The organism is Shewanella sp. MEBiC00475 (assembly GCF_005234075.1).
Lineage (GTDB): Bacteria > Pseudomonadota > Gammaproteobacteria > Enterobacterales > Shewanellaceae > Shewanella > Shewanella polaris.
Window position 1 is genome coordinate 2728983 of record NZ_CP039928.1, and the last position, 17114, is coordinate 2746096.

Genomic DNA, 17114 nt, shown 5'->3' on the forward strand with positions numbered 1-17114 from the left:
CAATTAAGGCCATTATTAATCGTTTACTTATTTTTTCCCAAAGTTGAGATTATTTAGTGATATAAGTGTAGAGGCATTTCATGAACGATCAAACCAATAACCTGACAAACGAGCATGAGCAAGGCCTTAGCGCCGACACTCGTAATTGGCCAAAAGCCTTGTTTGCTGTAGCACTTATTTTTTCTATTTTTCAAATTACCACAGCGGCATTTCATCCTGTTTCGACCCAAGTATTACGCGCCGTGCACGTGGGTTTTTTATTATTAGTGGTGTTTATTAGTTATCCAGGCATCGGCAAGAGTCAGCCATGGCAACCATTGGCGTGGGTGCTCGGTTTAGCGGGGATGACAACCGCTGTATATCAATGGGTATTTGAAGCAGACTTAATTCAACGTTCTGGTGACTTAACTCAAAATGACATGATAATAGGTGTCGTATTGGTCGTGTTATTGTTTGAAGCAGCAAGACGGGTGATGGGGATTGCACTGCCGATCATTTGCGGTTTGTTTTTGGCTTATGGGTTGTTTGGTGAGTATTTGCCTGGTGAATTGATGCACAGAGGCTATGGTTTTGACCAAATTATTAACCAGTTGGCCTTTGGTACAGAAGGCTTATATGGTACACCAACCTATGTATCTGCGACCTATATTTTCTTGTTTATTCTGTTTGGTGCCTTTTTAGAGCAGGCTGGAATGATCCGCTTATTTACCGACTTTGCTATGGGCTTATTTGGCCATAAAGTAGGAGGGCCTGCAAAAGTGTCGGTGGTGTCATCGGCACTCATGGGTACCATTACGGGTTCGGGGGTGGCCAATGTAGTGACAACTGGCCAGTTTACGATTCCATTAATGAAGCGTTTTGGTTATCGCTCTGCTTTTGCGGGGGGAGTAGAAGCCACATCCAGTATGGGCAGCCAAATTATGCCGCCGATTATGGGTGCCGTAGCCTTTATTATGGCTGAAACCATTAATGTGCAATTTATTGAAATTGCTAAAGCGGCGATGATCCCCGCAGTATTGTATTTTTGTTCGGTGTTCTGGATGGTGCATTTAGAAGCTAAACGCGCCAATTTATCTGGCTTACCCAAAGATCAATGTCCTGATCCGTGGGCGGCAATTAAGTTGCGTTGGTACTTACTCATTCCGCTATTTATTTTGATTGGTTTGTTATTTTCCGGTCGTACACCGCTGTTTTCTGGCATGGTTGGTTTAGCACTCACTGCGATTGTGATTTTAGGTTCAGCGATTATCCTTAATCTATCATCAGCCGCAATGCGGTTTGCTTTTTGGATAGCGCTAGGGGTGATATGTGCTGGCTTTTTTCAGTTAGGCATTGGGGTAATGTTTGGCGTTATCGCTATGCTTGTGGTGATTTGTTGGTTTGTTAAAGGTGGTAAAGAAACCCTAACCTTATGTTTGCACGCGTTAGTTGAAGGTGCTCGTCACGCTGTGCCTGTTGGTATTGCGTGTGCATTGGTTGGGGTGATTATTGGGATTGTGTCACTTACGGGTATAGCATCTACGTTTGCAGGTTATATTTTAGCCGTCGGGCAAGATAATTTATTTTTGTCTTTATTGCTGACGATGGTGACGTGTTTGGTATTAGGCATGGGGATCCCAACCATCCCTAATTATATTATTACCAGCTCCATTGCCGCCCCAGCATTATTAGATTTAGGTGTGCCGTTGATCGTGTCGCACATGTTTGTGTTTTATTTTGGCATTATGGCTGACCTTACACCACCGGTTGCATTGGCGTGTTTTGCGGCGGCACCTATTGCGAAAGAAAAGGGTTTAAAAATAAGTTTATGGGCTATTCGAATTGCTATAGCAGGGTTTATTATTCCGTTTATGGCGGTATATGATCCGGCATTAATGCTTCAAGGTGGCGGCATACTGGATACCATTTTTGTGGTACTTAAAGCGGCGGTTGCGATTGGCATTTGGGGTGTGATATTTACAGGGTATTTATTACAAAACCTTTATTGGTGGGAGCGTGTTTTAGGTTTTATTGCTGGTGGTTGTTTGATTATGGCGACACCGTTAAGTGATGAGTTAGGCTTTGGTTTGGTCGTGGCGTTTATTTTACAACATTTATGGCGTGCTCGTAAGTTACAACGTTTAGCACAGGATAAATAATGTTAGGTTTATGCCTAGGGCTAGCAGGTTCAATATGGGCTCAAGTGCCTGCAGAGCAAATGACATTGTCGTGGACTCATACTATTGAAAAAATTCGTTGGGCGGAAGATTATCGCTTAATTAACGAGGGGTTTATTTTAGAGCAAGCAAGGGTTAAAGGCAGTGGTGCCGGGATGGAAATTCCTGCCGATGCGGTGTTAAAAGACGGCAGCTGGCATTACAAACCGCATTTACCCGTGTTGCCAATGCTAAAGTTAGGCCGCACCCCAGAAGCAGGCGATTATCAGTTATGTGTGTCATCGACTCAGACCGAGCAACAGTGTCATCCAATGAGTTATTGGATTGGCGAGCCAACGGCAAAGCAACCATCAATAGAGCTATGGGGTTGTGATATACCTGAATAATGAACGGTAATGAGACAGATTAATGATTGGTATTAAAGTATAAAAAAGCTGAATCAATTGATTCAGCTTTTTCTTTTTTTCAAGACGTTCACAACGATTTACTTTGCAAACACATCTTGTAGTGCAGGTACCACTTGTTTTTTACGGCTTAGTACGCCGTCTAGCCAAACACGACCGTTGACGGTAGGTTTACCATAAGCACGCTCAGTCAAGTCTGGTAAATCAGAAACCACTAACATTTCTGAACCTTCTTTCATGATGTCGGTTAGCAGTAATAATACGCTGTGGCGATGACCTTCGACTTTTAATTTAGCAATATCTGCTTCTAAGTCAGCTTTGATATCGTCAAATACAGACAAATCGATAACTTCTAATTGGCCAATACCGACTAAGTTTCCGTTCATGTTGAAGTCTTTAAAGTCACGCATTACTAGGTCACGCGCAGGGGTGCCTGCAACTGCTGATTTTACTTTAAACATCTCCATACCGAGAGCTTTAAAATCTTCAATACCAGCAATTTTAGCTAAGGCTTCAACACAACGAATGTCAGCGGTGGTACAGGTTGGCGATTTGAAAATAACAGTGTCACTTAAAATGGCACACATCATGATACCAGCGATGTTCGCAGGGATTTCTACTTGGTAAAAATCGTACATCATTTTGATGACTGTGTTACTGCAACCTACTGGACGGATCCAACATTCTAGCGGAGTAGAAGTGGTTAAATCGCCTAGTTTATGGTGGTCAACAATGCCCACGATAGTTGCTTGAGCGATATCATCTGGCGCTTGAGTAATTTCTGAATGGTCAACAATATAGACTTCTTCACCCGCGTAACTGGTTTTGTATTCTGGCGCTTCAAAACCAAATTTCTCTAAAATAAATGCGGTTTCTGGTGATAATTCGCCTAAACGGGCCGCTATTGCTGGCTCACCGATTTGGTTTTTTAAATATGCTAATGCTATAGCACCACAAATTGAATCTGAATCAGGGATCTTGTGACCCACTACATACATTGCCATTGAAAGACTCTCCTATAAAGTTGCCCTGATTTTAACAAGGATTGATCTTCATCGCATTAAAAAATACCACTTCAAAGGTTCAACTTACCATATGAGTGTTATCAATGATGATATGTGTCTGTAATTGACAAAAAAAGCCCTGAGCGGAGAGTCTCGGGGTTTTTTCTATTTTACACAGGGTAAGTGTATATTTGTCTTTAGCTTGGGGGCTACAACGCTATTGAATTATCTATTCAGTAGTCTATTGAGTCCATCTTAAACGCTCTATCTTAAGTGCTAATAGCTCTGTATAGGTGTTTATTGTGCTTGAATACCGTGCTCGAATTAACTTTAGTAGGTTTCATTCAAATAGCGATTTTATTGCTCATGAATATTGTTAATGACTTATTGCTAGTGGTTTAGCCTTAGTACTGAATATTTGTCATTGATTAAAATGGCATCGCTATACCCGTACTTTTATCACCACTTTACGAACTTGCTGAGGTTTAGCACTAGTGCCCGGCATATGGATGTCACCAGGAAAAAATAAAGCAAACATGCCCGCTTTTAGAGGAATAAACGCCGCATCATGCCGGTTAGATTCATAGTCGTATTCTGCATAATCATGCTTGTCAAAATAGGGCTTAGAAGGCGTTTGATTAGCTAAGGGCAGATAGCCAAACTCTTCTTCGCCACTCACCACATATTGCACATCAATATATTGTTGATGCACTTCGAATGGCTCTATTTCTTTAGGTTTAGTCTCATAATCATTAACGATAACGAAAATATCTTTACCTTCAAGTGAGTAACTTCCGACTTCAAGCTGGCTAAAGTCTGTGCTCGCGAGATGGGCTAGAGCTTTGGCTAGTCTCGGGCTCAGTTGAGTGTATAAGTGACGATTTGCAAGAGTATCAACAATCATAAAAATTCCGTAAGATAAAAATCATAAAAGCATGCTAGCGTATTAACCCTAAAGCATACCTTTTTACCAAGATAACAGCATTACAAATATAATAAGGATTGTACATTGCCTGCATTACGTTTACTTGCTGGACCAACAGCTTACGAACAACTCGAAGCGAATGGCTTAGACCAATCATTATTTACGCAAATTTTTGCGGCCTCTGGTGGCCCTAAGTGGCTGGCCATCGCAGGCTTAGATAAGTATTTATTCAGTGAATTTTTTCAGGGACGCGAAGACCCACTCTATACCATGGGTGCGTCATCGGGTGCGTGGCGTTTGGCCTGTATGGCGCAACAAGATCCACTCGCGGCTTATGCAAGGTTAGAGCATTTTTATATTCATCAGCGCTACGATAAAAAGCCTTCCCGAGAGCAGGTTAGTGCCCAAGTATTGCAAATTGTGGATGGTATTTTAGGTGAGCAACAAGGTGCGGATATTATTGCTAACCCATTAATTCGTCATCATATGGTGGCTTGTCGTGCTCGCCATTTAAATCGCATTCATGCCAAGTTTGCTTTAATGATGGGCTTGTCGATGGCGGCGATAAGCAATGTGGTAAACCGTAAAAGTTTAGGCTGGCATTTTGAGCGGGTGATATTAAGTCATAAAGACGATGCGTCACCTTTTAGGCGATTGAAAGATTTACCCACTAAACAGGTTAAGTTGACCCAAGACAATATCCGCCATGGTTTATTGGCTAGCGGATCGATCCCGTTATTGCTCGACCCAGTTAACGATCTGCAAGGATCGCCCAAAGGTCAATATTACGATGGGGGAATAACCGATTATCATTTTGATATGCCATTACCTGCAGCAACTGGGCTAAGTTTATATCCGCACTTTTATCCTTATATGAGCCCTGGCTGGTTCGATAAATCCTTGTTGTGGCGTAAAGCGAAAGCCAATTACCACAATGGATTAATTTTAGCGCCGAGTAAGAAATTTATTGCCAGCTTACCCTTTGGTAAAATTCCTGATCGTGAAGACTTTAAGCATTTAGATACCGAAAGCCGGATTGCTTATTGGCAGCAAAGTGTACAACAAAGCCAAGTATTAGCCGACGAATTTGCCAATATTGTCGCTTCTGGCACGATAATGGACCGTATTGAACGTTTATAAATTAGCGTAGTAATTGTATGTTTTTTGCTCTTTTTTGAAATGTAGTCGTATAAAATAAGGTCTATTAAATAGAACCTAGTGTAAACAGGCCCTAGTGTAAGCAGTGGTGATGTCGGCAATCTGTGTTATTTACATTTTCTCAAGTTGTTGAATTATTAACCACTGCTACACTTGTTTTATTGATTTGACTTTAGCTCAGTAACTTCACCTTTGGTGTCGGAGGCTGTTATGCGAACAAAAGAAGTGGCATTATTTATTCAAGATGCAGTGCTATTACCGGGTGGACGACTTGAAATTAGTGTCGTGACTCCCAGTGATTTGTGCGTGGTTGCCGATGTGCTAAAAGGTTACTATGAGTTAGCATTTGCCCCCTTAAAAGTGAATAGTGATTTACCTTGTTATATTGCGGCGACTCAATGCAATATCATTGATTTTAATCAGTTAGATAACGGTTGTTTAAGTATTATTATCGAAGGGTCACAACGCCTTAAAATCTTATCGGCGGCAAAAAAACGTAATGGTTGCTGGATAGCTCGCGCACTACCTTGTCCTAATTGGACCCAAGAACCCATAGTGGGTGAGTTTGAAATAATTAGCGCCGCACTGGAGCAATTTTATCAAGTGAATCCTAATTTACTGGAGTTATATTCACAAACTCATTTAGAAGATGCTGCGTGGGTCAGCCAACGTTGGTTAGAGGTTTTACCTATGTATAATCGTGATAAGCTGATTCTAGTTGAACAACCTAACTGTCATAAAACCATGGATTTTGTGTTGCACTTACTTAAATCCTATGTGGATGTGTAGGTTTTTTTATAAAGAATGCTACCTACCGATACACGCTAATACAGATACATTTATAGGCTAGCCTGATAACATAGTGATATTGTTTTTTGCATCTCATTTCCTTAATAGCCCTTTTATGCCGAATTTATCAAATCCGCACGATCAATCATTGTCTTCAACTACCGCTATTGCAGCGCAACCATCGTATGTCGTGTTGCCGCGCGTGAGTGAGTTAGCGGGTAAGCAATACCACACGGTACTTGAATTTTTGATAGAGCATTTTAAGCAAATTGATGCCAGTGTTTGGTTGCAACGGATTGAAGCTGGCAAGGTGCATTGGCAAAATGGTGAGTTAATTACTGCAGACAGCATCTATCAAGCCACTGCGCGGGTATATTATTATCGTGAAGTGCTGGCCGAAACGAAAGTACCGTTTGCTGAGCAAGTGTTATATCAAGACAATGACACCATTGTTGTTTATAAACCGCATTTTTTACCTGTAACCCCTGGTGGTAATTACGTTAATGAATGCTTAGTGCATAGATTACGTATCGCAACTCAAATTGATACCGTTGCACCAGCCCATCGGCTCGACAAAGATACTGCTGGGGTAATGTTAATGACATTAAACCCGCAAACTAGGCATGCCTATCATCAGCTTTTTTTAGATGACAAGATCACCAAGGATTATCAGGCTATTGCTACATTAACGCCGCAGTTGCTGGCTCAATTAGCGGATAACACAGTGATACTGCCAGTGCATTGGACGGTTAAAAATCGGATTGTTGCAGCAAATCCCAGCTTTACTATGCAGATAGTTGAAGGTGAGGCCAATAGCCATTCAGAAATCAGTTTAGTGGCGGTAAAAGACGGCTTTGGTTTGTTTGAGTTAAGCCCGATTACTGGTAAAACTCATCAATTAAGAGTGCATATGCAAAGTTTAGGTATGCCGATTTTACATGACCGATTTTATCCAGTTTTACAGCCTAAAGGGCCGGATAATTTTGATAAGCCATTACAGCTATTGGCTAAACGATTACGTTTTACCGACCCTATTAGTGGTATTTCGCAAGATTTTCAATGCCAGGGGTTGAATTTTTAGTTTGTTATTTATCCCGAATTCAGAACATTTAGTTAATAAAAAACCGCCATCGTAAAAGTTGATGGCGGTTTTTTTATTTTACACTAGTCGTTTACACTAGTTGCTTATAGCATTGTTATTTAGCTTTAGTGTGTTTAACACCTTTGCGATTTTTCATTGGATCACCGTCATAACCTAGGGCTTTCCAGTCTAAACGCTCACCTTTATTGTGGCAGTCATTACACTGTAACGCCTTGTCTTTTGGTGACACCATGTGGTTGATACGCCACCACATCTCAGTTTCAACAAAACCATGCTTACCACTGTATTTGAGTCCTTTTTCTACCATGGTTGGGTTAGCTTCCATTCCCAATTTGGCTGCTAAGTCCCAATCAAATTCAGTCCAGTAACCACCTTCACCATAAACTTTAGGTGTTAGTAAGATATTGAGTTCGGTGTCATAGATTTGCTTACCTGTATGCACTTTAAAAGGATAAATCTTAGCTTTAGGGTCGCGAATATCTCCGAGTGGGAAGGCAAGTTTAAGCACTTTAGTCGGGTCCATTTTGTCGCCAGGCATGTAAGCATCGGCGCGGCCATTAAACCAAGTGTATTGTGGTATAACGTCTTTTTCCCAAATAAAGCTACCTTTCTTTTTATTGAAAGTGTGCTTGCCGTATTTATCTGTCGTGTCAGGTAGATCTTGTCCGGCTTGTGACCAATCCCAACGCATTTTTGTTGGTTCAACTTTAGAAAATGTTGGTATGTGACAAGTTTGGCACGCTACTGTTTGTGAGTGTGTATTGAGCGTTTTATTTTTGTGAGGTGCTGCGTCATGGCAGTTTTCACAACCAATATTGTTTTCTCCTCCAGGTGATACGCCCATCGCATTACCAGTAATCTGGTGATTTTCGGTGACATGACACGTTTGGCACTGGAAGTCATTACCGTCTGCGTCCATATGGACATCGGTAGCTTTGTCTGGATAAGACATTGATGAGTCTAAGTCGCCATGTTTAACTGCATCACCACCGCCACCATAAAAGTGGCAAGTACCACAGTTATCACGTACGGGAGTACCCACATTCTGTGCTACGTTGGCTAAGTTGACTGTGGCAAATACTTCGCCCGCAGCAACAGGATCTTTAATGTAAGTTCCTGTTGTGTCGTGGCAGACTAAGCAATCCACTTTGGTCATGTCTTTAAAATCAAATGTAGAATCTTTCCAGCCATAACCTGCATGGCAACTAGTACAACGTGGTTCGTTACCCGCTATTGCAACACAAAAGTTATTGATACTGTTCTTTTTACCGCGCATAACTGTGCGGCCAGGTAATTTTTGCTCTAATTCCCAAGTCCAGTGTGAAGATTTCATAAACTCTTCGGCATGTTCCTTGTGGCATGTTAAGCATTGTGTCGTCACTTCAGGGCCATTAGCAAAAGGCCCTGGCAACGCCTCTTTGTGGTTAAAGGCAGCCTGTGCGCTACTGCTTAATATCAATAATACAGCCAGTGCTGATGATATTTTCATGATAATTATCCTCACCCCTGAGCTTGCACTCAGGGGCACTAAATTAGAAGTTCAAGTTAGAAGTTAACTGTTATTGATGCATTGACGTCATAGGCTGTGTCGATCACTGGTAACATTGAGTATGCAGTACCGGCAATTACATCATCAACTTTCTGTGGTGCACCTACTGGTGAGCCACTTCCGGTATATTCATAGTCGTAATACAAACCTGCTAACTTGATGAACATCTTAGGATTGATATCAAAGATATAATACGCTTCGGCAACATGACCGCGAGTAGCTAACTTACTGCCAATAGGGTCGTCTTGCGCTTGGGTGAAAGGACTCCAGTATTTTGAACCGTAGTTATATTCCAAGCCGAATTTTCCGTATGGAGCAGGTACTTGTATACCCATATACACGCCGTAACCATTTTTAGTGTCATTATCAACTGTTTCTTTTGGCACCATAATGATTTCAGTAGCAGTGCTATTCAACTCTGCTTCAAATACTGCATCGCTTAACATACCACCGAACAAACCTGCATTACCGCTAGGTTCAGCACGAGTCCAACCAAGTGAAGCAAACATTTTTAAATCGTCATCAGTTTCATAGGCATAACCTAATCCACCTAAGTACATATCACCAATTACACCACTTGGTTGTACACGAGTAACGAAGTTAAAGTTTTCAAACTTTTGCATGTCTTGATACATTGTTGGGGCAAAGATACTCGCGAGTTGAGTAGGGAATGCCATGGTGCCTGTAAAGCCATCATTAACATCTTTAGCACCGAACAAAGTTAATTGTAGGAAGTGGTTACCGTCATTGATGACGTCGATATTAAACCCGCCTAGGTGAGTGTCTTTGGTGATAATGTCACCGAACAATTCGCCATTTCCGTATTGAGATTCAAAGCCTTGACCATAGCAGAAGCGTACCGTTTGGCCTTCAATACCCGTGATATCACCCAAATTGTAACCTAGGGTTAAACCGTCGAAGTTGAAATTGACTAAGTGACCTGATGGTGTGCCGCCTCGTAGCTCATTTTCACGATAATGACTTGGTGGACCATATGTTGAAGGGCGACGTCCGATAGAAAGGTAAGTGCCGCTGCCGTTAATGTCTTTCCAGTTAAAATAGGCACGCTCTACTTTTAACTCATCACCACTGGTGCTGCCACTACTTGTGCCGTCCATTGTGAATGAGTTCCATGAATCAAATACTTTAACTCCAGTAGAGTCTCCCCAGCTCTTAAACATGGTTAAGCGTCCGGCAAAGCTGACGTTGTCCCATACTTTTGCATCAATATTTAGGCGTAATCGAGTGGTGTAAAAAATATCATTATCAATATCTTGTTGAGTTTTTTGACCTAACACCATTGGCATCACGCCCTGTAGCTGGCCGCTTTGAAACGCGGTGGCTAGATCAGGGTTGGCCATCATCATTTGGCCTAATAACGAGGTAGAACTACTCGGGTCACCAAATACACCTGACATGGCTTTTGTAGCGAAGTCAGTAAAATTGACATTCATGGCCGGGTTCCAAGTGACATTTTGGTAATGTAATGAATGTGCTTTGGTTCTAAAATCACCAGTAATGGATATTCTGTCTAACGCAGTGTGACGCTCGGTTTTGTCAACTCGTGAATTTAAATCATCAAGATCTTCGTTAATAGTCGCGAGTTGTTGTTTTAGATCGGCAATCTTTTGTGCATCTGTGTCTGCCGCTAGGCTAGCACCACTCATAAAGAGTGCATTTGCAACGAGTATTGATATGAGAGTTCTCATAGTCTTGCTCCCCCAATTTGCCAAATGAATTAACTCAATCTGGCAAATTTTTGTTGTAAAAGTCCCTGAGGCGAAGCCCCAATTTTTTAGATTGTTTATTTGCTTATGATTTACTTAGAGCGAAAGGCTCTCAGCTTTTATGATTTAGCCACAAGTTGCTGGCTGATCAGAATCGGCTGCGTGGTCATATAAAAACTGTTGAATGTCTTTCAAGTCTTTTTCTGATAGAGCCTCAAAAACGGCAGGTTTAGCTTTATGTTTATCTCGAGAGAAAAAGCGATCCCATTGACTCATAGTTTTAGCCATAGGAGTAAGTTCTGGGCCTTCACTATCGGCGCTGTGGCAAGCTTTACATTCTTTTTTGTAAAGATGTTTGCCTTTTTTAGGGTTACCACCTTCGGCTGCCATTGCTTGGCTACCTAGTGATAATGCAATAGCGAGTGCGATACCAACTTTAACGTATGTGTTCATCATTTTATCCTCTATTGGGCTTCTTATTAGTGGTGCGTTTGCAATTTATGTTTATTTCTTTGCTGTGAATAATGTTACCTAAAAGTGAGTAGTGTTAATTTGAAGTAGATCATGTTCATGAGAAAAATCTAATTGAAAAAAAGTTAATTGAAACAAATCTAATGGACTTATGTGATGTGGATCTCTTTCGTGACAATATTCAATTTGCTATTGGGATAAAAAATTTCGCAGTGGATTTGGAACAACAATTATGGATAGGGAAAAATAATTTGGTGTATTACTTGGGTGGAAGTCTTTAGGAGAAAATTTTTTGGGTAAGGTTTAATAACTCATAATGAGAGAATAGTTAGCTCATTATGAGTTACTGGGTTGATTAGTTGATTAGTTGATTAGTGCGCTGGTCGATTTAACCACTAACAAAGTCGCACTGATACTACATAATATTAAGGTCACAATGCGGGTTTTATTTTTATCGACATGGTTAATTAACAATCCAGAGACCAAGTAACCGGTAACAACGGAAGGGAATAACATTAGCGACAACCACAAATGTTTCATCTCAACCAAGCCGACTATGGCTAGAATAGCTAAAGCAATCAGTGAACTGAGTACGAAGAATGCAGACAGTGCAGCTCTAAATTTACTAGGATCTTGGCCTGCAAGTAAAATCGCCATAGGTGGACCACCAATGGCGGCGATGTTGCCAAATATGCCCGAAAATACCCCCGCGATAAATAAACTGATGCGATTGATGGGGGCTGTAATGCGATAAATACTTAATATCACAGCAATAAATACAATAGCGGCAATCACTAAACCTAATATGGCTTGTGGTGCAAACAGTAATAACCCAGCGCCTAAAAATCCGCCGGGGATCCGCCCGAGCAAAGCATATTGTAAACCATTAAATTGCAGGTGGTTGCGTTCTCTAAATAAGGTCATTGCAGAAATGGCAAATCCCATTGCAATAATTGGTACTGGCACTAGTTGAGGGTTAACAATATACAGCAGGGGACTAGCAACAACGGCTAACCCAAAACCAATTAAGCTCTGGGTTAACGCGCCTAAAAAAATGATAATTGATGCCAGTATCAAGGTTGTAGGATCGATAAACGACATCATATGTTCTCTTTTAAAACAAGACTACTTCGTATTAGGGTAGTTTCCAAGTCGATGACGTTGTCACTAACCTGTGGATTATTCCAGCTCTTCCCATTCGATGCCCATATCATCCATTATCTTTTTAGCTTCACTTGGAATGCTGTCCGGTTCATCTTTTGATAAATCACCGTCATAAGGTAATGGTTGACCTGTATATGCATGCAAAAATGCTTCACATAGCAGTTCACTGTTAGTTGCATGACGCAGATTATTGATCTGACGTCTAGTGCGTTCATCTGTTAGTATTTTTAATACTTTTAGCGGTATCGAAACTGTAATCTTTTTTACTTGTTCATTTTTTTTGCCATGTTCGGCATATGGGCTAATATATTCGCCATTCCATTCAGTCATTAACTTACCCTTAACGATAAATACGGTGCGGATTTTAAACCGTTACAAGCTCTAGTCAAATTATTGCGACTATTTAACCTCGATGCAAATAGATTTCTTGATGTTTAGACGTCTACGCGTCTATTTTGTTGACGGATGCAGAACTTTTCGGTAAATTTGGACGTCTAGACATCTACTTGTGTGTTTGTGACATTTTAGGAATCAATTATGACAAAACATAAAAGCGCCACATTGGCCGTTCGCCAAGGTATTGAAACAGACACACAACATGGTGCAATTGTACCGCCTATTTATTTATCGACTAATTATTCATTCGATGGTCATAATAATCCTCGTGAGTTTGATTATAGTCGTTCAGGTAATCCTACTCGGTGTATTTTAGGGGAGGCACTCGCCAAACTTGAACAAGGTGCTACTGGTGTGGTGACCTGTACTGGTATGGCGGCGATTACTTTAGTCACCAGCTTACTTGGCCCTGATGATTTATTGGTTGTACCGCACGATTGTTATGGTGGCAGTTATCGTTTATTTACTAATTTGGCGAAAAAAGGCCAATTTAAGTTGTTAGTTGTTGATCAAACAGATAGCCAAGCATTGAGTAAAGCCATTGCCCAGAAACCTAAAATGGTGTGGTTAGAAACCCCCTCAAATCCTTTACTTAGAGTGATTGATATCGAAGCAGTCAGTCATGCTTGCCATGACGTTGGCGCGTTGGTGTCGGTAGATAACACCTTTTTATCACCGATATTACAGCAACCTTTATTATTAGGTGCTGACATAGTGATCCATTCAACCACTAAATACATCAACGGTCACAGCGATGTCGTCGGTGGCGCGGTTGTGGCTAAAGATCCTGAATTAGGTGAATTATTGCATTGGTGGTCAAACACCCTTGGGTTAACTGGGTCTGCGTTTGACAGTTACTTAACACTGCGTGGCCTACGAACGCTTGCTGTGCGAATTCGTGAGCATCAACGTAACGCGCAAAAGATTGTTGAGCTACTTACCGCTAGTGATGTGGTTACCAAGGTTTACTACCCGGGTTTAAAAGATCATCCAGGTCACGACATTGCGGCAAAACAACAACAAGGCTTTGGCGCTATGTTAAGTTTTGAATTGCAGGGCGGTGAAGCCGAAGTTGTTGCATTTTTACAGGCATTGTCTTTGTTCAGTATTGCTGAAAGTTTAGGCGGAGTGGAAAGTTTAGTCGCCGTTCCGGCCACTATGACCCATAGAGCAATGGACCCACAAGCAAGGCAAGAGGCTGGTATTAAAGAGACTTTATTGAGACTATCAGTCGGTATTGAAGACGCTGAAGATCTGCTTGCCGATCTGAAAGCTGGTTTAGCTGCCGTAGCGGCAATTAAATAAGCTTAATTTGAGTTTATGTTAGCTGTGGTTTGAGTAAAATAACAAAATATGCATTTGTGGCACGATTAAAATGCAAAAAAGAGTTCATTGCACCACTATTTATTGCATAAAGCATTAATTGCAACAAGAAGCCGTCGCAATAAAAGTCGTAGTTGTTTAAGGAGTCAGTAATGGCGCGAAGTCATTTACATAAGTTTGGTGGTTCTAGTTTAGCGGATGCAGACTGCTATCGCCGTGTTGCACATATTTTGCTTACCCACGGTCAAAGTGATGATCTTGTGGTGGTATCCGCCGCCGGTAAAACGACTAACTTCTTATACAAATTACTGAGCCTTCGTGACAGTGGTCAATTGTGGCAAGAAGAGCTACAAGTACTGATTAGTTATCAGCAGACGTTAATTGAGCAATTACTGTCAAATGAACAAGCACGTGATTTACGTGAACGTTTGTCGACTGATAAATCTCAGTTAGTCAGTTTGTTGTCCTTAGAACAACATAATGATTACCAATTAAACCATGTGGTGAGTTTTGGTGAACGTTGGTCCGCTCGCCTAATGGCTGCATTGTTACGAGAAATGGGCGTAGCAGCCAGTAATGTTGATGCATGTTCTATTTTAGTTGCTGATGAAGGTGCTATTCCTAATATTTTAGTGGCGCAATCGCGTGAGAAAGTGCAAACCTTATTAGCTCGACATCCACAAGAGCGTTTAGTGATAACGGGCTTTATTTGCGCAAATAGTCATGGTGATACTTTATTACTGGGCCGCAATGGTTCAGATTTTAGTGCCACATTAATTGCCAGTTTAGCGGACATTGAACGTGTGACGATTTGGACCGATGTTGAAGGGGTCTTTAATGCCGATCCGAATAAAATCAATGACGCTAAGTTGCTCAAGAGTATGTCTCTAGCAGAAGCCGACCGTTTAGCGCGTTTAGGCTCACCCGTATTACATTCTCGTACATTACAACCATTATTTAATACCCACGTTAGCCTTGCTGTGCGCTCAAGTTATGCCTCGCATACCGATTTTACGCTTATTGCGCCGCAGAGTTCATCGGCCAGTGCTCCTGTTGTGACTAATTTAAACGAAGTGGTATTGATTGGTTTTAAAATGGGCTCTGCTCTTGCACCTTTACTGACTATATTTAATGAGGCAGGGCTAACGCCATTAGCCTATTGGGAATTAGCTCAACATAAATTTGAATTAGCATTTACCCTCGAAAGCCAAAAGCAACTGTTGGCATTATTGGCTCTGCATGGCAATGAACTATTGATTGACGACGTCACAGTGCAAACCGACTTAGGCTTAGTGGCATTAGTCAGTGCCGATGCGCATCACTTTAGGCGCAGTTTTGCCCGCTTATTAAGTCGTGATGCTAAGCCGGTTTATCAGGATGCACTCAGCTTAGTGACTTTGGTCCCACAAGCACAGGTCAGCTTACTGACTCAAAAGGTTCATCGTCGTTGTGCAGGACCTAGAATGCGTATCGGCGTGTTACTTTTGGGTGTCGGTAATATTGGAGAAGCATGGATAGAGTTATTTAAGCGTGCACGACCAACTTTAGATCTTGAATTAGAAGCCTCAGTTGAACTAATCGGTGTGGTAGGTTCGCAAAAAGCATTGATTTCAAATGACGCGATTGACCTTGATAACTGGCAACAAGATTATCAAGCCAACGCCATAGAGTGGAATTATGATCAGTTATTTGAACAGCTGGCACAATTATCTTGTGACGAAATTGTCGCGTTAGATATCAGCGCTAGCGCCACATTAACACTGCAATACCCACAATTATTTGCTCGTGGTATTCACGTGGTTAGCGCCAATAAATTAGCAGGCTCTGGGCCGCTCCCTTTTTACCGAGAACTAAAACAACAGTTGAGTAATCGTCGCTTATTTTGGCGTTATAATGCCAGTTGTGGTGCTGGGTTACCGATACAACATGCGTTAAATGATTTGCGAAACAGTGGTGACACTATTGAAGCTGTCGGTGGTATTTTTTCTGGCACCTTATGTTGGTTGTTTGAAAACTATGATGGTACGAAACCCTTTTCTGAATTGGTACTAGAGGCTAGGAGCTTAGGGATAACGGAACCCGATCCTCGTGATGATTTGTCCGGCCGAGATATGCAGCGTAAGTTACTTATTTTAGCCCGAGAGATAGGTTTGTCGGTTGAGTTAAACGATATTGGTCTTAACTCGTTAGTACCTAAAGCGTTAGCCGAGCTATCATTAGAAGACTTTTTGCCTCGTATTAGCGAGTTAGATGATGATTTATTACAGCAGTATGTTGCAGCTGCCGAGCAAAACAAAGTGCTGCGCTATGTGGCTTCATTAGATAAAATCGAGGGGAAAATGCAAGCTGAAGTGAGTTTGCAGTGGGTTGATAACAATCATCCTTATGCTAATTTAACCCCGGGCGATAATGTGTTTGTTATTCGCAGTGCGTTTTATCAAGGCAACCCATTGATTATTCGTGGCCCTGGCGCTGGGCGTGAGGTGACTGCAGCTGCGGTGCAATCGGATTTAGTGCATATTTGTAAAGACTTACTTCAAGAGTAGTTTTGTTGAAAAAGGCCATTATTAATGGCCTTTTTATTGTTTAGGTTTTATGGCCTGCGGCCACTAACGTCGTGGCGCTTTATCCACACCAGACCAATAGAAAACCAACGGCTGTCTCTCTTGATTCTTGGTTAATAAATTAACTCAGTCACCCGCAACATTTTCCTTATTTGCGTAAACAACAGAAGCGAAAGGGTCGCTATGGGGATTTATTCAGCTTTTAACTTCATTTTTTCCTATCTGATTTTCATCAAGTTTTTTGGATTCTGAGCTTGTTCTATTGATTAAGGTGCAACTATTCCTTGATAACTGTTTCCTCTAGGGTTAGCAATGGTCATAAGTATAAATAAAAATTATTAATTTGATAAATTATGATAATTTTTATTTATATTTTGTTCGT

General features: G+C 41.4%; 14 protein-coding genes. 7 read left to right on the plus strand and 7 right to left on the minus strand.

Going from position 1 to position 17114, the window contains the following annotated elements:
* Nucleotides 1–80 precede the first annotated feature (80 nt).
* Both FCN25_RS12070 and FCN25_RS12075 read left to right on the plus strand, forming a co-directional pair.
* The gene (locus tag FCN25_RS12070; RefSeq protein WP_137225079.1) at nucleotides 81–2138 is read left to right on the plus strand and encodes a TRAP transporter permease; all 2058 of its coding nucleotides are present in this window, start codon (nucleotides 81–83) and stop codon (nucleotides 2136–2138) included.
* The gene (locus tag FCN25_RS12075; protein WP_137225081.1) at nucleotides 2138–2542 is read left to right on the plus strand and encodes a DUF1850 domain-containing protein; all 405 of its coding nucleotides are present in this window, start codon (nucleotides 2138–2140) and stop codon (nucleotides 2540–2542) included. The genes FCN25_RS12070 and FCN25_RS12075 overlap by 1 nt, the downstream gene beginning before the upstream one ends.
* Nucleotides 2543–2640: 98 nt before the next feature.
* On the opposite strand, the gene FCN25_RS12080 is transcribed toward FCN25_RS12075, so the two are convergent.
* Nucleotides 2641–3564, minus strand: a complete 924-nt coding sequence (locus FCN25_RS12080; protein WP_137225083.1) for a manganese-dependent inorganic pyrophosphatase — start codon at nucleotides 3562–3564, stop codon at nucleotides 2641–2643.
* A 442-nt stretch (nucleotides 3565–4006) separates the two neighbouring features.
* Entirely contained in the window at nucleotides 4007–4468 is a 462-nt protein-coding gene (locus tag FCN25_RS12085) for a YhcH/YjgK/YiaL family protein (RefSeq protein ID WP_137225085.1), read from the minus strand.
* Between the two features lie 105 nt (nucleotides 4469–4573).
* On the opposite strand from FCN25_RS12085, the gene FCN25_RS12090 reads away from it, so the two are divergent.
* The 3 genes from FCN25_RS12090 to FCN25_RS12100 all read left to right on the plus strand — a co-directional run bounded on the left by FCN25_RS12090 (nucleotide 4574) and on the right by FCN25_RS12100 (nucleotide 7517).
* Nucleotides 4574–5629 (plus strand): alpha/beta hydrolase, encoded by a 1056-nt coding sequence (locus tag FCN25_RS12090; RefSeq protein ID WP_137225087.1) that lies wholly within the window; start codon nucleotides 4574–4576, stop codon nucleotides 5627–5629.
* A 228-nt stretch (nucleotides 5630–5857) separates the two neighbouring features.
* Entirely contained in the window at nucleotides 5858–6436 is a 579-nt protein-coding gene (locus tag FCN25_RS12095; RefSeq protein ID WP_137225089.1) for an LON peptidase substrate-binding domain-containing protein, read from the plus strand.
* A gap of 115 nt (nucleotides 6437–6551) precedes the next feature.
* Nucleotides 6552–7517, plus strand: a complete 966-nt coding sequence (locus tag FCN25_RS12100; protein ID WP_137225098.1) for a pseudouridine synthase — start codon at nucleotides 6552–6554, stop codon at nucleotides 7515–7517.
* A 115-nt stretch (nucleotides 7518–7632) separates the two neighbouring features.
* Here the strand turns inward: FCN25_RS12100 and FCN25_RS12105 are convergent, their stop codons facing one another.
* The 5 genes from FCN25_RS12105 to metJ all read right to left on the minus strand — a co-directional run bounded on the left by FCN25_RS12105 (nucleotide 7633) and on the right by metJ (nucleotide 12779).
* Nucleotides 7633–9027, minus strand: a complete 1395-nt coding sequence (locus FCN25_RS12105; protein WP_137225100.1) for a tetrathionate reductase family octaheme c-type cytochrome — start codon at nucleotides 9025–9027, stop codon at nucleotides 7633–7635.
* 56 nt (nucleotides 9028–9083) lie between these two features.
* Entirely contained in the window at nucleotides 9084–10796 is a 1713-nt protein-coding gene (locus FCN25_RS12110; RefSeq protein WP_137225102.1) for a DUF3373 domain-containing protein, read from the minus strand.
* 144 nt (nucleotides 10797–10940) lie between these two features.
* Entirely contained in the window at nucleotides 10941–11270 is a 330-nt protein-coding gene (locus tag FCN25_RS12115; protein WP_137225104.1) for a cytochrome c, read from the minus strand.
* A gap of 378 nt (nucleotides 11271–11648) precedes the next feature.
* A complete protein-coding gene (locus FCN25_RS12120) occupies nucleotides 11649–12389 on the minus strand; it encodes a sulfite exporter TauE/SafE family protein (protein ID WP_137225106.1) in 741 nt (246 codons plus the stop codon).
* Between the two features lie 75 nt (nucleotides 12390–12464).
* Nucleotides 12465–12779, minus strand: a complete 315-nt coding sequence (metJ, locus tag FCN25_RS12125; protein WP_137225108.1) for a met regulon transcriptional regulator MetJ — start codon at nucleotides 12777–12779, stop codon at nucleotides 12465–12467.
* A gap of 207 nt (nucleotides 12780–12986) precedes the next feature.
* Here metJ and metB point away from each other — a divergent pair, with 207 nt between their 5' ends.
* Both metB and FCN25_RS12135 read left to right on the plus strand, forming a co-directional pair.
* The gene (metB, locus tag FCN25_RS12130; RefSeq protein WP_137225110.1) at nucleotides 12987–14150 is read left to right on the plus strand and encodes a cystathionine gamma-synthase; all 1164 of its coding nucleotides are present in this window, start codon (nucleotides 12987–12989) and stop codon (nucleotides 14148–14150) included.
* Between the two features lie 170 nt (nucleotides 14151–14320).
* On the plus strand, nucleotides 14321–16714 hold the full coding sequence (locus FCN25_RS12135; protein ID WP_137225112.1) for a bifunctional aspartate kinase/homoserine dehydrogenase II: 2394 nt from the start codon (nucleotides 14321–14323) through the stop codon (nucleotides 16712–16714).
* Nucleotides 16715–17114: the final 400 nt, after the last annotated feature.